The following is a 15,988-nucleotide window of genomic DNA, read 5'->3' as shown; positions in this document are numbered from 1 at the left end:
GATATCTAATTTATCATATGTTCAAATCGTGTATAATTGATGGTACAGACAAAAGGAGCCAAACATGATTCAAAATTTTATATTTGACATGGGAAATGTTCTTATGGACTTTAGCCCAGATTACATGTTATCGCAATACACAGATGATATGAAAGTAATAAAAGCATTGAAGGATTTAATCTTTGGAAACACGTTATGGTCACAACTTGATAATGGGGATGTGTCCTTTGATGAAGCAAAAGATGGGTTGCTTAAGAGTGCACCTGTCGAATATCACACGCTAATTCGTGACATTCTTAATACATGGCACTTGCACAAGGTACCACGATTGGATATGCTTGAACTTATCAAAGAACTTAAAGAGAAGGGGTATGGCATCTACCTGTGTTCAAATGCTGCCGACCGCTTCCACTCATACAAAGATACCTATGAAGTATTCCAATACTTTGATGGCCTGCTCATTTCCGCAGATATCCATATATCCAAGCCGGACATTCGAATTTATGAATACCTATTGGATTCAAACAAACTCATCGCAGAAGAGTGCTTATTTGTGGATGATTTGGGAGCCAATACAAAGGCCGCTGAATCAGTAGGAATGTATGCTTACCAATACAACGGGAATCTGACGCTCTTCCGTCACTATCTAAAAAATGTTCATCTCATCTAAAAAAAGGAAACTAGATTCGCTCTAGTTTCCTTTTATGTCTAGGAATTTCTCTAATATTTCGATGAGACGAAGGTTTTCGCGATTGCTATCCGATTCAACGAAAATCCGTATGAGCGGTTCGGTTCCAGAGAATCGTGCACTAATCCATGAGTTATCTTTGAAGTATACCTTGAGACCATCCATATAAGAGATGCGATCGACTTCTTTTTCAAAGTCTGGCAAGGCACGGTCTGCAAACAAGAGTGTTTCAATACGCTCACGTGTTGCCAGGGTGAAACTGTAGTCACGCTCATCATTATACAAATCTCCAAATTCTTGATAAAGTTCGTTAACCAATTGGCCAATTTTCTTTCCGGTAACAGCAATCATTTCAACGAGAAGCGTTGCTGCGAAAATACCATCTTTCCCTTTTATGTGCCCTGCGATGGTAAGCCCCCCACTCGATTCACCACCAATGATTGCACCACTCTCATCCATGCCTTCAGTAATGTGTTTAAACCCAACCGGCGTCTCGACGACATATTGACCATACTTTGCAGCGATTTTATCAATCAAATGAGTTGTTGACAAGTTTCGAACAGCAGGGCCATGCCATCCTTTTTCTACAAGGAGGTAGCGATAGATTAGCGCTATCAACAGATTGGGATGAATGAACCGTCCATTTTCATCGATAATACCAATCCGGTCTGCATCACCGTCTGTAGCGATTCCAATATCATAATGATTTTCTCGTACCAAATCACTAAGTTTATGCAGTGTTGTGGATGCAGGTGAGGGAAGTTTCCCACCAAACAATGTATCGTGGCGATCATTGATAATATCAACATCACAGCGCGTTGTGTTGAGAATGATTGAAAGTGAAGTCTTCGATACTCCAAACATGGTATCTACGAGCACACTGAGCTGTGCTTTACGAATTGCTTCGGTGTCTACAAAGTTAAGTACGGCATCAATATACTCGTTTTGAGGGTTGTAATACTCAATCAATCCTTCTTTAATACCAGTTTCAAAGTCCATCACGGAAACAGGATCATTTGTTTCGGTGTTCTTTTGAAGGACTGCGGTCACTTCTTGTGTAGCATCCCTACCGCCGTACGTAAAGACTTTAATTCCATTGTATATTGCCGGATTATGGCTTGCTGTTACCGCGAGTCCGTAATCAAGTTTTAGTGATTCGGTAGCAAACATAATCATCGGCGTTGGAACTGCACGCTTAATAAAATAAACATGGATACCATTTCCAGCGAATACTTCAGCCAACCATTGTGCCGCAATATCGGATAAGAAGCGGCGATCAAAACCAATTACGATTTCTTTTTTACTCAATTCTTTAACAACTGCTTGAGCAAGAATTTGCACATTCTCTTTGGTGAAGGCATCTGCAATTATAGCGCGCCATCCCCCAGTACCAAATTTAATCATAGGTGTTCCTCCTACCTATAAATTACAAGCAATTGATAGCGATTACAATCTTTGTCCTGTTTTTTAAACAAAATGACCGTTTTGTACGATTGTACAGAATAGGTATCAATGGTAATCTTTAGTTAGTCGAAGCGCTTACAGGAGGAATCAAATGAAAAAGTACTTCAAAGTAATGATGATCGCGATTGTTGCACTCGCATTAACCGCATGTTCATCCGGTGGTAATGATGGTGGAGAAGGAAGTAAAACACTTACGATTTATTCACCTCATCCAGCCGAAACAATTAACTCAGTAGTCAAAGAATTTGAGGAAAAGACAGGTATCAAAGTAGAGATTGTTGCTGCTGGTACTGGAGAATTACTCAAACGTGTTGAATCGGAAGACGGTAATGCTCAAGGTGATGTTGTCTGGGGTGGTGGTGCAGAGTCATTAGCATCGTATACTGAATATTTCCAACCCTACCAATCCAAAGAATTAGAACATGTTGATGCAAAATATTATGATCCAGAATACAAGTGGATTGGTGAAAGCCCACTTCCAATGGTGATGATGTATAACACGAATCTTGTTTCTGAAGAGAATGCACCCAAGTCATGGAAGGATATGACCGATCCACAATTCAAGGGACAAATTGCAATGGCTGACCCTGCCAAGAGTGGTTCTGCTTATACAATCATGGCGACAATGGTCCAAGCCTATGGTAAAGATACTGGTGGTTGGGACTTCATTAAAGAATTCTACGCTAACCTTGACAGCAAAATTGTCTCAAACTCATCAGGAGTCTATAAAGGTGTAGCTGATGGCGAATATGCTGTTGGGTTAACACTTGAAAAAGAAGCCGTAAAATATGTTCTCAACGGTGCACCTGTAAAACTTGTGTATCCCGATGAAGGAACGTCTGCTGTTCCCGATGGCGTGGCAATCATTCGAGGTGCTAAGAACCTTGATAATGCACAAACATTTGTTGATTTCGTATTAAGTAAAGAAACACAAGAGTTTATGTCAAACAAACTAAGCCGTCGTTCAATCCGTGATGATGTCGAAGCACCTGAAGGACTTCAACCACTTGCAGATATCAAGTTATTGGAATATGACTTTGATTGGGCAGCCGAACAAAAAGATGCCAACTTAAAAGCTTGGAAAGATATTGTCGTTGGACAATAACACGAAAAAGAGGGCTTCCCTCTTTTTCTTAATTAAAGGAGAGTAATTATGAGTGTTAATGTAGATATTAAAAATGTGACCAAAATGTATGGGGATTTCAAAGCAATTGATGATGTATCGTTATCCATTAAAGAAGGGGAGTTCTTTACATTACTTGGACCTTCTGGTTGTGGTAAAACAACGTTGTTGCGCATGATTGCAGGGTTTAACTCGATCGAAGGTGGCGATATTGATTTTGGTGGTGTACGCATCAACAACCTTCCAGCCCATAAGCGCGACATTGGAATGGTATTCCAAAACTATGCTGTTTTTCCGCACTTGAGTATTTATGATAATGTGGGATATGGTCTTAAGGCACGAAAAGTTCCCAAAGAAGAAGCCCATGATCGTATTATGAATGCTTTGGAAACTGTACAAATTGCGGATCTTAAAGATCGCATGCCTGCAGCACTATCGGGGGGACAACAACAACGTGTTGCGCTTGCGCGCGCAATTGTCATTGAACCTAAGATTCTCCTGATGGATGAACCCCTATCAAATCTTGATGCTAAACTTCGTGTGCAGATGCGTACGATCATTAAGAAACTGCAACGTCAGTTAAACATCACGACTATCTATGTTACACATGATCAAGAAGAAGCGTTGGCAATTTCTGACCGCATAGCTGTTATGAATAAAGGACATGTTATGCAAGTTGATGAACCCGATCGTATCTACAAAGTTCCAGCCAATCGCTTTGTATCCAATTTCATTGGAACCTCAAACTTCATAAAAGGGGTTGCAGTCAATAATGAATCAATCATTATCGGGGATACTGTGTTCCCGAAATTGAATGCTGCCAACCGTGGCGATGAAGTATTGGTATCGATTCGACCAGAACAATTTATTTTCGCAGATGAAGGCATCAAAGGAGTGATTACATTATCAACATTCCTTGGCGATTTTGTAAGTTACGAAGTAGAACTTGAAAATGGACAGGTTGTTGAAGTAAACGAATACACACAGGTAAACAACCAAATTCGTCCTCATGGTCCGGTGATGTTAAACTTGTTGGCTGATAAGGTTAATATCTACGACCTGGAAGGGACGGTGAACCTCAATGTCTAACTGGCTCGATCAAAAGATTAAACCCATGTTTAAGAAACCAGATTTTTGGAGTGTATCGAAGATTCTCATCTTTGCGATTTTCTTCTTATTTCTAATTTATCCTTTTGGCTCCTTATTCATCCGAAGCTTTATGGATGTTGATGGTAAATTTACAATGGAGAACTTCCAAACATTCTTCACTTATAAGTATTACTATCAGACATTATTCCGTTCGCTGAATGTTGCGGTAGTTACTACCATTTCATCGGTGTTGATTGGTGTTCCCTTAGCCTACATTACAACACGATACAATGTATGGGGAAAACGAATTGTTAATGTCATGATTGTGATGTCGCTCATGTCGCCACCATTTATTGGTGCCTATTCATGGATTATGTTGCTGGGACGAAATGGTGTCATTACAAACTTCCTCGCAAATATTGGCATTCATACACCCTCAATCTATGGATATTTTGGTATTATTTTAGTTTTCACACTGAAACTTTATCCCTATGTATACCTTTATGTTAAAGGAGCGCTTGAGGGAATTGACAGTTCTTTAGAGGAAGCAGCTGAAAACCTTGGAATGAGTAAATGGCGTCGTATTATGACGGTTACATTCCCAGTGATTTTACCAACAATTGCTGCTGGTGCTGTCATGGTATTCATGTCGAGTCTCGCTGACTTTGGAACCCCAATGTTAATTGGTGAAGGGTACAAGGTACTCCCGGTTCTTGTCTATGAAGAGTTTATGGGTGAGATGTCAGGGAACCCAGGGCTAGCCGCTGCACTTAGCATTATTGTTGTTGCATGCTCCCTTACGGTCTTGCTCTATCAAAAACGTGTGGTTGCAAAGAAACAGTACTCAATGAGTACACTGCGACCACCAAAGGTAGAGAAATTGCGTTCCGTTCCCCGTGTGTTGATGACACTCTTAACGTTCTTTGTTGCTATTGTTACCTTCCTACCGCAAATTGTAGTTGTATTCACGTCGTTCATGAAAACAAGTGGACCGATGTTTGTCAGTGGGTTTAGCTTGGATAGCTACAAGACCATATTCTATAAACTTGGTCGAAATATTAGCAACACCTTTATATTCTCATCAATTGCAATTGTTGTTATAATTGTAATAGGAATCATCATTGCTTATCTAACAACAAAACGTCGCTCAAAATCTTCCGACCTTCTTGATATCTTGGTTATGTTCCCCTATGTTATTCCAGGAGCAGTTCTTGGTATCGGTTTGATGCTTGCATTTAAGCAAGGGCCGCTTGTTCTTGTTGGAACGCCGGCGATTATGATTATCGCCTATGTCATTCGAAAGATGCCATATACGGTACGATCGTCGAGCGCGATGCTCCAGCAAGTCGATCAAAGTGTCGAAGAAGCATCCATCAATCTTGGAGTTTCACCGATGCGTTCGTTCTTTAAAGTCACGGCACGACTCATGCTGCCGGGAATTATCTCAGGAGCGATTCTTTCATGGATCAGTACCATTAATGAGTTAAGTTCAAGTATTATGTTGTATACTGGTAAGACCGCGACAATATCGGTCGCCATTTATACTGAAGTTGTACGAGCAAGCTTTGGTACTGCTGCAGCATTGGCAAGTATCTTAACTGTCGCAACTATTATTTCCTTTGCAATTTTTAGTATTATCAGTAAGGGAAAAGTTTCAGTCGTATAGGAGATTGTATGAAAACACCCAGACATCGTAGTGTAAAAGAAAAGTTAACGATTTTAATCCTCTTAACTTCAATTATACCGCTCTTGTTATTGGGTGTTTTTTCTGTCTACTTTCTAAGGACAACAACACAAACGAGTCTCAATGATCGTTTGAATGAAATAGTTCGTTCCGCAGATGAATTGTTGGATACGACAATATCGACACAAATTGTGGATATTGAGAGTGTCAGCCGTACTTTGATTGGAGAAATTGACTTTTCAAAAGACACACTTACACAAGACGATCAATCGACCATTTTGAAAACAATGTATCAGTACATGCGTGGGAATGAAGCGATGCAAAATATGTATCTCATTACCGATGCTGGCCAGGCGATTGGGACAAGTGCACTCCCATCATTGTATGAGTTGCCACGTTACCGTCGGTGGGGGATTTTTCATGCCGCAGATAGTAGTGACCGTGCAACATTTTATCCAAACATGCAGAATGAAAACGAACGCTTCATTAATTCTTACTCGATTGTTTACCGTCTGCAACAACATGGACAGAAAGAAGCTTATCTCATCCTCGATATATCGACAGAATTCTTGCAAGATATCTTGATGTCGGTGAAAGGAACATCTTTCGGGTACATTCAGTTCATTATAACGTCTGATATTGACATGATCATATATAATGACTCGGTCTTCCATAGTCCGATTGGGTTTCTCAATAATGTGTTTAAGTACGATCAGCTTGTTATCGATGACTCTCAAGAAATCAAAACAAGTTTGGATCAAATGACAATGGTCGATCGTACAAATCAAAACCATGGTATTAAAATCTATGGTCTTGTTCCCAATGAAATGCTGAAGGACCAAGTTCAAGATATGTCTACGACCATCATAATTATGATTTCAATTACAACATTGATTGTTGCGGTGATCGGTTATCTCACAACACGTCACTTTACACAACCCTTATTGGAACTTGTTGAGAAGATGCGTGGGTATCGACCACAAGAAAATCATCCTGAAGTTGCCATAAGTGTCGATGAAATTTATGAACTTAACAATCAGTTTGATGATTTGATTGCGCGTAGTGAGGAATATCACGAACAAGATAAGCGCAAACAAGAATCCCTTCGTTTTGCTGAAATCAAAGCACTGATGTCACAAATAAACCCTCACTTTCTCAACAATACATTGGATTCAATTAAATGGCAGGCAAAGCTCAATGGCGTCGATAGTATTGCTGAGATGGTTACGGAATTGAGTGTACTCTTAAAAGAGAGTATGAATACAAATGCCTTTGTCAGTGTCGAAGAGGAACTCCGATTTATTGAGAGTTACATTCATCTACAACAATTCCGTTATGGCAAGACCCTACAATATGTATCTGCAATTCAGCCAACGACGTTGAACTATCAAATTCCCAAACTTATTATGCAACCGTTGGTCGAAAATGCGACTGTTCATGGAATCGAACCGTTGGGAGGTCATGGAACAATCGAAATCAATGTTTGGTCGGATGACGAACTCCTTTACATATCCATCGCTGATGATGGATTGGGAAGTGATGTTGAGTTTGCTGAACTCAGGAATAAGGACAGTATTGGTTTACTCAATGTTCACCAAAGAATTCAATTGCATTTTGGTGAATCGTATGGATTAAAATGGGAAAGTAAGAAAGGAATCGGTACAGTGGTTTATATTGAATTACCACTCGATAAGATAAAGGAGATATCCAATGTTTAGAGCGCTGATTGTTGAAGATGAATTGTTTGCGCGTCAAGGTCTTATTATGACAACGCCTTGGGAAGCAATGAATGTTGAAATCATTGGTGCAGCAAGCAATGGAAAAGATGGGTATGATTTGGCAGTGCGATTACGCCCAGACATTATTATTACCGATATCAAAATGCCAATAATGGATGGACTTGAGATGATTGAGCAACTATCTGAGGAACAGGACATAGTTTTCATTATATTATCTGCGTTTAGTGAGTTTTCTTTTGCGAAGCGGGCGTTGCAATTGGGTGCAGTTGATTATTTGCTCAAACCATTCACGGATGAGTCTTTAAAAGAAGCAATCGAAAATGCAAAGACGCAAGTTGAGCGAATGAAGGTTCTAAAAAACGAATCCAAAGTAAGTCGTGATGATTTGATTGGTACTGTTAATCGTTATCTTTCCAAAAGTGATCGGAGTAAGCATGATAACATTCAACGTGTCATTGACTACATTCGCACTAATTATGCACAAGATCTTACGGTAGGGAGTGTCGCAGAGTATTTACAGGTATCTGAAAGCTACCTCAGTCGATTGTTTCGCAATGAGACTAATTATAGCTTTCATGAATATCTGACAGTATATCGGATGAAGATTGCCTGTGAGCTCCTTATGGATCCAAGCGTTAAAATTTATGAGGTCGCAAATGCAGTTGGATATAAGGATCAGCGTTACTTTAGCATTGTCTTTAAGAAGTACTTTGGTATGTCACCCAATCATTTCAAAGAACAACATTAACAAGAGCACTAAAAAATTAGTGCTTTTTCTTTTTGGTTGATTTATAATTCACATATAAAGTGATTGGGGATAAACGATGAAAACTAAAGGAAGTTTAATCTTACATGTGTTGGTTGGTGTGGGTGCGATTGCTGGGGGTATGGCGGTTGTGATTGATCCTACGGGTTCAAATATGGGCGTTCCCCTGGAACTTCTCAAATACAGTCCATTCCAAGACTTTTTGATTCCTGGGCTTTTTCTTGTTGCTGTTCTTGGAATCGGAAACCTTGCTGTTGCTTGGATTGGGTATAAATATCCAATGCTTATCCCTTACGGTGATATCGCCATGGGAGGGATTCTAGTAGTATGGATTGTTGTACAATGCATTATGTTGCGCTCAATTGCAATACTTCATCTTATATTCTTTGCAATTGGTTGTATTCAAATTGTACTTGGCTATCGTCGTGGCAAGAAACAGAATGCTCCATATTTTGATTATCTACCATAAAGGCTATAGCACAGAGTGCTATAGCCTTGTTTGTAATTATTTGAGATGTGCTTCAAACCAATTGGTAATTTCTTGAAGTCGCTTGAGACGTGCTTGGGGGCGACCACTTCGTGATAAATCATGGTTTTCCCCACGAACCCAAAGGAATCGTGTTTCAACACCGTTATTGCGAACGATACTGTAGAGTTGCATTGCTTGTTCTATTGGACATCGATAATCTTCATCGGAGTGGATAAAGAGTAACGGTGTCTTAATGTTGTTTGCATGCTTGAGTGGTGATTGTTCCCACATGCGCTCAATGCCATCATAAGGTGTTGCGCCGGTTTGATCGTTGGCGAAATAGAGGCCGATATCGGCAGTTCCGTAGAATGAAATCCAGTTTGAGATACTACGTTGTGTCGCAGCAGCTCGGAAACGGTCGGTGTGGCTAACGATCCAATTGGTCATAAATCCACCGTATGAACCGCCTGTTACGCCCACACGACTTGCGTCAATTGCGTAGTGATCAAGAACAATATCTGTAAATGCCATCAAATCTTCAAAATCAACGGTTCCATATTTTCCACGGATATCCATGAAATCATTCCCATAGACATCGCTCCCACGTGGGTTTGCAAAGAAAACGATATAGCCAAGGTTTGCCCATACTTGCATCTCATGGTAGAAAGATTCATTATAAATTGTCTTAGGACCACCATGGATATCTAAAATTGCAGGGTAAGTGTTGTCTTCTGAATACCCTTCTGGCAGGAGAACCCATCCATCCATCGCGATGCCATCGCGAATAAATTCATGATGATTTGGTTTCGCGATATACTTACCATCCAGTACCTTTGTATTGAATGCTGTGATTGGTGTAGCATCACCAGAGTCGATATTCAATTTGTAAACTTCTTGCAGGGCATTATCGAAGAGTCCGATACCATAGAATGCGTCGTTGCAATAGATCCATGCATCCAAACTGCCTGCTTTGCTAAAGACTTCTTTAATGTCGCTACCATTAAACGTGTAGAGAATACTGCGATTACGATAAGTCCCTACGAAGTAGTGGACACCGTTAAAAGTATCTGCAGTCGGATAGCCACCGTATCGAACATCACTACCAACCGAATTATTGGCACTGAGACCAAAATCACAGACCTTTTCTAAGGAACCATCTACAAGACGGTAGACATCGCTGTTTTGATTGATACCATAATCCACCATATCATTGGCAAAAACATAAACAGTATCTTCAAGTGCGAATAATTTTGAGATACTCATTGACGTATTTTCGTACAGCGTTGTTAACGTCTGTGTATTAAAATCGTAGCACTTCACATCATCGAAGAATTGCGGGGTTCCAACGATTGCTTGAAACACGAAATATGCACGATTTGTATCCTTATTATAATGGACGAGCGAAATGTCTTCATTTTGAGCAGCGAGTGGTTCAAACGTTTCAGTTGAAATTGCATACACAAAGGATTGCGAACGCTTCCCTTTTGTGAAGCCACCACCATTGAAGTAAAAGGGAACTTCATCAAAGACTTCAAAGAAAGTCTCTTTTGCAGCTTGATCAAGATAAGCTTGGCGTTCATCCTTATTGAATAACACGTGATCAGCGACACTTAAGTTTGTGGAGATGATGAGTGTATCCGCGTTAATGACTTTGAGACCCCCAACAGGAATTGGGAAAGTATATGCGACTTCGAACTCACCGTTCGCAATGAAAAGTCTTGAAAATGTTGTTTCAGACTTTTTCTGATTTTCACTTGAAGAGGTGTTAATCAAAAGTGTTTCATCGGTCTCCCAGTAAAATTGCATTGAATTCTCAAAACTATAGACTCTCTTCACAATACCCATATCGTTAATATAAAGATGATGCTTATATTTGTTTTCATCCACATTAATTTCGGAACGAACAAATGCGAAACGGATTCTGTTTGGGCTTGCAGTTAACGATGAAACTGCATTATAGCCAGTAAAATCGTCTAATTCTAGTTTATTCATGGTGTAACCTATGCATAAAAGATACTATGCATTCCTTTCTTATTCTAAAATATTATAGCACGAATAAAGGTGTGTGGAAGTTCAATGTAACTTAAAAGCAACTGAAATGACGTTGTTTTCATATTTATGAAAACATTTTCAGAAATATATGATAGAAATGTGAAAGAAGCATTGACATTCTTTCTGTATAGTTTATAATATCAACATACAGTTAGAACACTCTGTATTATTTCAAGGGAGGAGAATTTTTCATGAAAAGATTCGCAGTAGTATTACTAGCGGCTCTATTAGTCCTTACAGGCTGTGGTTCAAAAAGCGGACCATCAGCAGACAAGGTATTAACAGTTGCTGCACCTGCTTCACTTAATGGTGACTTTGTAAATGGTTTCGGAACCAATGCATACGACCAATGGGCAGTAAAATTAATGAGTGGGTATGACACATTCTATGTTGACCCAACAACCGCTGAGTTGAAACTTGACGAAAGTGTTGTTAAACAATTGGTAACAACAGACAACGCTGACGGAAGCAAAACTTACACATTTACACTCAACGAGGGATTAAAATTCTCAGATGGTGAAGCTCTTACAGCTAAATCATACGTTGGCGCACTTCTATTCCGCGGTCAAGCTGGATGGTTAGAGCAAGCTAAAATGGATAGCACAGGATATGACCTCGTAGGATACGAAGCATATTCAAAAGGCGAAGCAGATAAATTTGAAGGTGTAAAATACATCGATGATTCAAATTTCTCAGTAACAATCGCTGCTGATCGTTTACCATACTATTTCGAAACATCATATGCAACAGTCTCACCAGAACCAATGCATGTATGGTTCCCTGAAGCAAAATTAAACGCTGATGGAAATGGCTTTGACAACACAGCAGAAGAAATCGCTGCTGCAGTTAAGAATGTTTCTGAAAAAGAACGTTTCAAACCAACAGTATCAGCTGGACCTTATGTTCTTGAAACATACGAAAATAACCAAGCTGTATTAGTTGCTAACGAAAACTATGCAGGAAACTTCGAAGGCAAAAAACCTTCAATCGGTAAAGTTGTTATTAAACTTGTTGAAAGTGACGTAACAGTTCAAGCATTAGGAAATGGTGAAATTGACTTATCACCAGGTAATATCGAATCAAGCGTAATCGAACCTTCAAAAGAAGCTGGTTACCAATTAATTTCATACCCACGTAATGGATACGGTATGATCCAATTTAAAGCTAACAAAGGACCTACACAAATTACTGAAGTACGTCAAGCTATTGGATACTTACTAGACCGTAACGAATTCGTCAGCAAGGTTGTTGGTGGATACGGTGTTGTTGTTAATGCTCCATTCGGATTATCACAATGGTTCTACAAAGAAAACAAAGATGAATTAGACAACGATTTAATTCAATATACATTCAACCTAACAAAAGCTAATGAACTACTTGACACAACTGATTATAAATTTGAGTCAGACGGAACTACAGCATTTGATCCTGCAAAAGCAAATTCAGATGCAGCAACAAACTACTTCCGTTACAACAGCAAAGGTGAAAAACTTGTTATCAAGCACTTTGGTTCTGAAAAGAACGCTGTTACTGACTTAGTTGTTTCACAATTAGTACCAAATGCTAAAGCTGCTGGTATTGAGTACTTCGTTCAACAAGGTGAATTCTCAACTCTTGGTGACTACATGCAAGGCCGTGTCGAAAACGACTACAACGCATTTAACCTTGCTACATCATTTACATCAATCTATGACCCTTACACAGGACATCACTCAGATTGGGTAGGATCAGGATTAAACTGGGGTGATATTGCAGATCCAGAATTGGATGCAGCAATCATGAACCTAAGAAATCGTGCTCCAGAAGACCGTGAAGGATTCTCGAAAGCTGTTGTTGAGTACTTTAAAGTTTGGAATAAATTACTTCCTTCAGTGCCATTGTATTCAAATCAATACTTCGATATTGCTTTAGATCGTGTTACAGGATTGGATAGCATTACTCCTGAACTTGACTGGGCAAGACAAATCGTTTATATTGACGTTAAATAATACAAGAAGTTAAAGCATTAATACTTGATAAGAAGTGCCTTGCGGCACTTCTTACGACGTAGAAGTAAAGGAGAAATTTATATGTTTAAATACCTAGTTAGGAGAATGGCATCACTTGTTCCGGTTATAATTATGATCTCAATTTTGCTGTTTTCACTAGTCAAAATTATGCCAGGAGACCCTATTAAAGGGATGATTAATCCGAATATCAAGGACCCCGTTCTATACCAAGAAACATACAAACGCATTGAAGCTCAGTTTGGTATGGATAAATCGTTACCAGAACAATACATACGTTGGGTGGGACGTACTGTTAGTGGTGACTTGGGTTATTCAACAAAATATAATAAACCAGTAATCGATGTAATCGCGAAACCAATGAAAAATACAGTTGTTCTAAATTTAATTTCATTTGTGATTTCATTTGTAATTTCGATCTTTGTCGGAATCTACTCTGCTGTTAAGCGTGGTGGATGGTTCGATAAGATTTGGCAAGTCATTTCGCTGGTCGGAATGTCGTTGCCGGTTGTTTTAATTGGGTTAATGTTAATCTACATCTTTGCAGGAAAACTTAAATGGTTCCCTTCATCAGGTGCGGGTGCAGGTCAGGGGAAAGTTGGCCTTGCGTATGCATTAGACTGGTTAAATTCAATGGCATTACCAATATTTGCCATTACAATTGGTTCATTTGCGTCAATTATTCGTTATGTTCGTAACGCGATGATAGATGTATTGAGCAGTGACTATATTCGTACAGCACGTGCGAAAGGTCTCTCAAACAAAGTTGTAATCTATTCACATGCATTCCGAAATGCATTGATTCCCGTAGTTACAATTGTTGCAGGTAGTTTAGCCGGACTTTTCAGTGGTGCGGCAATTACCGAATCAATCTTCTCGATTGATGGAATTGGAAAGATTCTTGTTGAAGCTGTTACAAACCGAGATTTCATGATGGTTCTAGCACTTAATATGTTCTTTGCATCGCTTTCATTAATTGCGAACATTATTATGGATATTGGATACGCGTTGGTTGACCCTCGTGTTAAATTAGATTAGGAGCGAGTTTATGAAGAAGAAAAAGAAATCACTATTTACTCGCTTGTTTGCACCAGGCGGAATGCGTCATGATGATATTGAGGAAATGATTGACGACAACGTAGTTATTAGTCCTACAAAACAAATTGTTCAAAACTTTTTTAGTAATAAATTAGGGGTATTTGGTTTAACAGTCTTTGTTTTAATCTTTGCAATCGTCTTTGGATCGACTGCGCTTATGGATTATGATATGTATGATAACGAACCGACACTTAACAACCTTGCACCGGGTACGGGTTTTGTAAATCCACCAAAAGAAATTCAAGGCAAGAATATTGTTTCGATTTCAAGTGGAACATCATTCACTGTTGCTTTGGATGACCAAGGGAAAGTATATTTCTGGGGCCAAAATCCTGAAAAGAAATATGATGTTAAAAGTATCGTTGCGTTAACAGAAGGAAAAAAGGTTAAAATGATTGAAGCAGGTGACAAGCATGTTATTGCTGTTACTGAAGATAATGAATTTATCGGAGCTGGTTCAAATACTTTTAATCAAAGTGAAATTGACTTCCGTGATCCAATGGGAGAACCCAGTCCAAAAGATCTTCTTAAGGGAGAGAAAATCAAACAATTGGCAACTGGAATTGATTTTTCAGCAATTCTTACTGAGAATGACCGAATTATTGTTTGGGGTAGTACATTACCAAACAACTTAAATAATATTCCAAAAGAGTTACAAGGTGAAACTGAGAAACTCATTGCAGGTTCATACAATATTATTACAATTATGAAAGACGGTTCACTTCGTGTCTTTGGACAAAAGGGAACTGAAATTACTGCAATTCCTGAAAATCTTACCGACGGTAGTGTTAAAGTTGTTGATGTCGTAATTGCATCAAATACAGCGATGGCACTTGATTCGGAAGGTAACGTTCATACATGGGGTTCTGCACAATACGGTGCTCTAAATGTTCCAGAACACACAGGAAATATTGTAGATATCTCAGCAACACGTTCTTCATTATCAATTCTTGATGATGCTCACAATGTTCAAACATGGGGACGTGGGAAATTTGGTTTAACTGAACTTCCAACGGCTGTGAAAAATGGCAATATCGAATCAATTCATGGAGACTTCTTCAGCAGTTATGCGATCTCATCAGACAACCAAGTCACCGGATGGGGTAATAACGGATTCCGTCTTGGATCGGATGCGTTTGGACGTGATGTCTTAACACGCTTGCTACAAGGTGGTCGTATCTCATTAACTGTTGGTGCGGTTGCGATGATTATTTCAACAATTATTGGTGTGTTTGTCGGGTTGATTGCGGGTTACTATGGTAAATGGGTCGATAACTTATTGATGCGTTTTGCAGAAGTTGTATCGGCATTCCCATTCATTCCTTTAGCAATCACATTGTCCGCATTCTTACCAATCGAAACATCACAAGAAGTCCGAATCACAATGATCATGGTTATTCTTGGTGTTATCAGTTGGCCAGGAGTTGCACGCCTTGTTCGTGGACAAATCTTGGCTGAACGTGAGAAAGACTTCGTGCTTGCAGCGCGTGCTCTTGGACTTAAAGAAGGTGCAATCATGCTTAAGCATATCTTGCCTTCAGTCGTAAGTTTCATCATCGTTAGCATGACACTTGGATACGCGGGAAGTTTACTAACTGAAGCGGGTCTATCCTATCTTGGTTTTGGTGTTACACCTCCAAGCCCATCATGGGGTAATATGTTGACTGGTGCTGCAAAGACTTATGTTCTTGAGAACTACATGTGGCAATGGATTCTTCCATCCGTCTGTGTTCTTGCAACAGCATTATCCGTTAACTTTATTGGGGACGCATTGAGAGATGCTATGGACCCACGATCGAATCAGAAATAG

General features: G+C 39.5%; 12 protein-coding genes. 10 read left to right on the top strand and 2 right to left on the bottom strand.

Annotated features, from left to right (window positions below):
• Nucleotides 1–64 precede the first annotated feature (64 nt).
• A complete protein-coding gene (locus tag G7062_RS09395) occupies nucleotides 65–670 on the top strand; it encodes an HAD family phosphatase (protein ID WP_166065666.1) in 606 nt (201 codons plus the stop codon).
• Between the two features lie 21 nt (nucleotides 671–691).
• Here the strand turns inward: G7062_RS09395 and G7062_RS09390 are convergent, their stop codons facing one another.
• Complete coding sequence (locus G7062_RS09390) at nucleotides 692–2,092, bottom strand: phosphoglucomutase/phosphomannomutase family protein (RefSeq protein WP_166065665.1); 1,401 nt, start codon at nucleotides 2,090–2,092, stop codon at nucleotides 692–694.
• 151 nt (nucleotides 2,093–2,243) lie between these two features.
• Between G7062_RS09390 and G7062_RS09385 the strand changes: the two genes are divergently transcribed.
• The 6 genes from G7062_RS09385 (at nucleotide 2,244) to G7062_RS09360 (ending at nucleotide 9,022) form a co-directional block, all read left to right on the top strand.
• The gene (locus G7062_RS09385; RefSeq protein WP_166065664.1) at nucleotides 2,244–3,257 is read left to right on the top strand and encodes an ABC transporter substrate-binding protein; all 1,014 of its coding nucleotides are present in this window, start codon (nucleotides 2,244–2,246) and stop codon (nucleotides 3,255–3,257) included.
• Between the two features lie 48 nt (nucleotides 3,258–3,305).
• Nucleotides 3,306–4,364, top strand: a complete 1,059-nt coding sequence (locus G7062_RS09380) for an ABC transporter ATP-binding protein (RefSeq protein ID WP_166065663.1) — start codon at nucleotides 3,306–3,308, stop codon at nucleotides 4,362–4,364.
• On the top strand, nucleotides 4,357–6,030 hold the full coding sequence (locus G7062_RS09375; protein WP_240915948.1) for an iron ABC transporter permease: 1,674 nt from the start codon (nucleotides 4,357–4,359) through the stop codon (nucleotides 6,028–6,030). Before G7062_RS09380 ends, G7062_RS09375 begins: the two co-directional genes overlap by 8 nt.
• Before the next feature lie 8 nt (nucleotides 6,031–6,038).
• Nucleotides 6,039–7,766, top strand: coding sequence for a sensor histidine kinase (locus G7062_RS09370; protein WP_166065662.1), 1,728 nt, complete (start codon nucleotides 6,039–6,041; stop codon nucleotides 7,764–7,766).
• Complete coding sequence (locus tag G7062_RS09365) at nucleotides 7,759–8,535, top strand: helix-turn-helix domain-containing protein (RefSeq protein WP_166065661.1); 777 nt, start codon at nucleotides 7,759–7,761, stop codon at nucleotides 8,533–8,535. The genes G7062_RS09370 and G7062_RS09365 overlap by 8 nt, the downstream gene beginning before the upstream one ends.
• A 76-nt stretch (nucleotides 8,536–8,611) precedes the next feature.
• Nucleotides 8,612–9,022, top strand: a complete 411-nt coding sequence (locus tag G7062_RS09360) for a hypothetical protein (protein ID WP_166065660.1) — start codon at nucleotides 8,612–8,614, stop codon at nucleotides 9,020–9,022.
• A gap of 36 nt (nucleotides 9,023–9,058) precedes the next feature.
• Here G7062_RS09360 and G7062_RS09355 read toward each other — a convergent pair whose 3' ends face one another.
• Entirely contained in the window at nucleotides 9,059–11,014 is a 1,956-nt protein-coding gene (locus G7062_RS09355; protein WP_166065659.1) for a S9 family peptidase, read from the bottom strand.
• Between the two features lie 251 nt (nucleotides 11,015–11,265).
• On the opposite strand from G7062_RS09355, the gene G7062_RS09350 reads away from it, so the two are divergent.
• The 3 genes from G7062_RS09350 (at nucleotide 11,266) to G7062_RS09340 (ending at nucleotide 15,988) form a co-directional block, all read left to right on the top strand.
• Nucleotides 11,266–13,062, top strand: a complete 1,797-nt coding sequence (locus G7062_RS09350; protein ID WP_166065658.1) for an ABC transporter substrate-binding protein — start codon at nucleotides 11,266–11,268, stop codon at nucleotides 13,060–13,062.
• An 81-nt stretch (nucleotides 13,063–13,143) separates the two neighbouring features.
• Entirely contained in the window at nucleotides 13,144–14,118 is a 975-nt protein-coding gene (locus G7062_RS09345; RefSeq protein ID WP_166065657.1) for an ABC transporter permease, read from the top strand.
• Between the two features lie 10 nt (nucleotides 14,119–14,128).
• Nucleotides 14,129–15,988, top strand: a complete 1,860-nt coding sequence (locus G7062_RS09340) for an ABC transporter permease subunit (RefSeq protein WP_166065656.1) — start codon at nucleotides 14,129–14,131, stop codon at nucleotides 15,986–15,988.

This window comes from Erysipelothrix sp. HDW6C, assembly GCF_011299615.1.
In the GTDB taxonomy this organism is placed as follows: domain Bacteria; phylum Bacillota_I; class Bacilli_A; order Erysipelotrichales; family Erysipelotrichaceae; genus Erysipelothrix.
The sequence above is the reverse complement of the archived record's forward strand: the minus strand, read 5'-3'. Positions and strand labels throughout refer to the sequence as shown.

Excerpts from the sequence above, each read along its gene's own strand:
- G7062_RS09380 (WP_166065663.1), top strand. The coding sequence starts at position 3,306 with ATGAGTGTTAATGTAGATATTAAAAATGTGACCAAAATGTATGGGGAT.
- G7062_RS09365 (WP_166065661.1), top strand. The coding sequence starts at position 7,759 with ATGTTTAGAGCGCTGATTGTTGAAGATGAATTGTTTGCGCGTCAAGGT.
- G7062_RS09375 (WP_240915948.1), top strand. The coding sequence starts at position 4,357 with ATGTCTAACTGGCTCGATCAAAAGATTAAACCCATGTTTAAGAAACCA.
- G7062_RS09395 (WP_166065666.1), top strand. The coding sequence starts at position 65 with ATGATTCAAAATTTTATATTTGACATGGGAAATGTTCTTATGGACTTT.
- G7062_RS09360 (WP_166065660.1), top strand. The coding sequence starts at position 8,612 with ATGAAAACTAAAGGAAGTTTAATCTTACATGTGTTGGTTGGTGTGGGT.
- G7062_RS09370 (WP_166065662.1), top strand. The coding sequence starts at position 6,039 with ATGAAAACACCCAGACATCGTAGTGTAAAAGAAAAGTTAACGATTTTA.
- G7062_RS09390 (WP_166065665.1), bottom strand. The coding sequence starts at position 2,092 with ATGATTAAATTTGGTACTGGGGGATGGCGCGCTATAATTGCAGATGCC.
- G7062_RS09350 (WP_166065658.1), top strand. The coding sequence starts at position 11,266 with ATGAAAAGATTCGCAGTAGTATTACTAGCGGCTCTATTAGTCCTTACA.
- G7062_RS09340 (WP_166065656.1), top strand. The coding sequence starts at position 14,129 with ATGAAGAAGAAAAAGAAATCACTATTTACTCGCTTGTTTGCACCAGGC.
- G7062_RS09345 (WP_166065657.1), top strand. The coding sequence starts at position 13,144 with ATGTTTAAATACCTAGTTAGGAGAATGGCATCACTTGTTCCGGTTATA.
- G7062_RS09355 (WP_166065659.1), bottom strand. The coding sequence starts at position 11,014 with ATGAATAAACTAGAATTAGACGATTTTACTGGCTATAATGCAGTTTCA.
- G7062_RS09385 (WP_166065664.1), top strand. The coding sequence starts at position 2,244 with ATGAAAAAGTACTTCAAAGTAATGATGATCGCGATTGTTGCACTCGCA.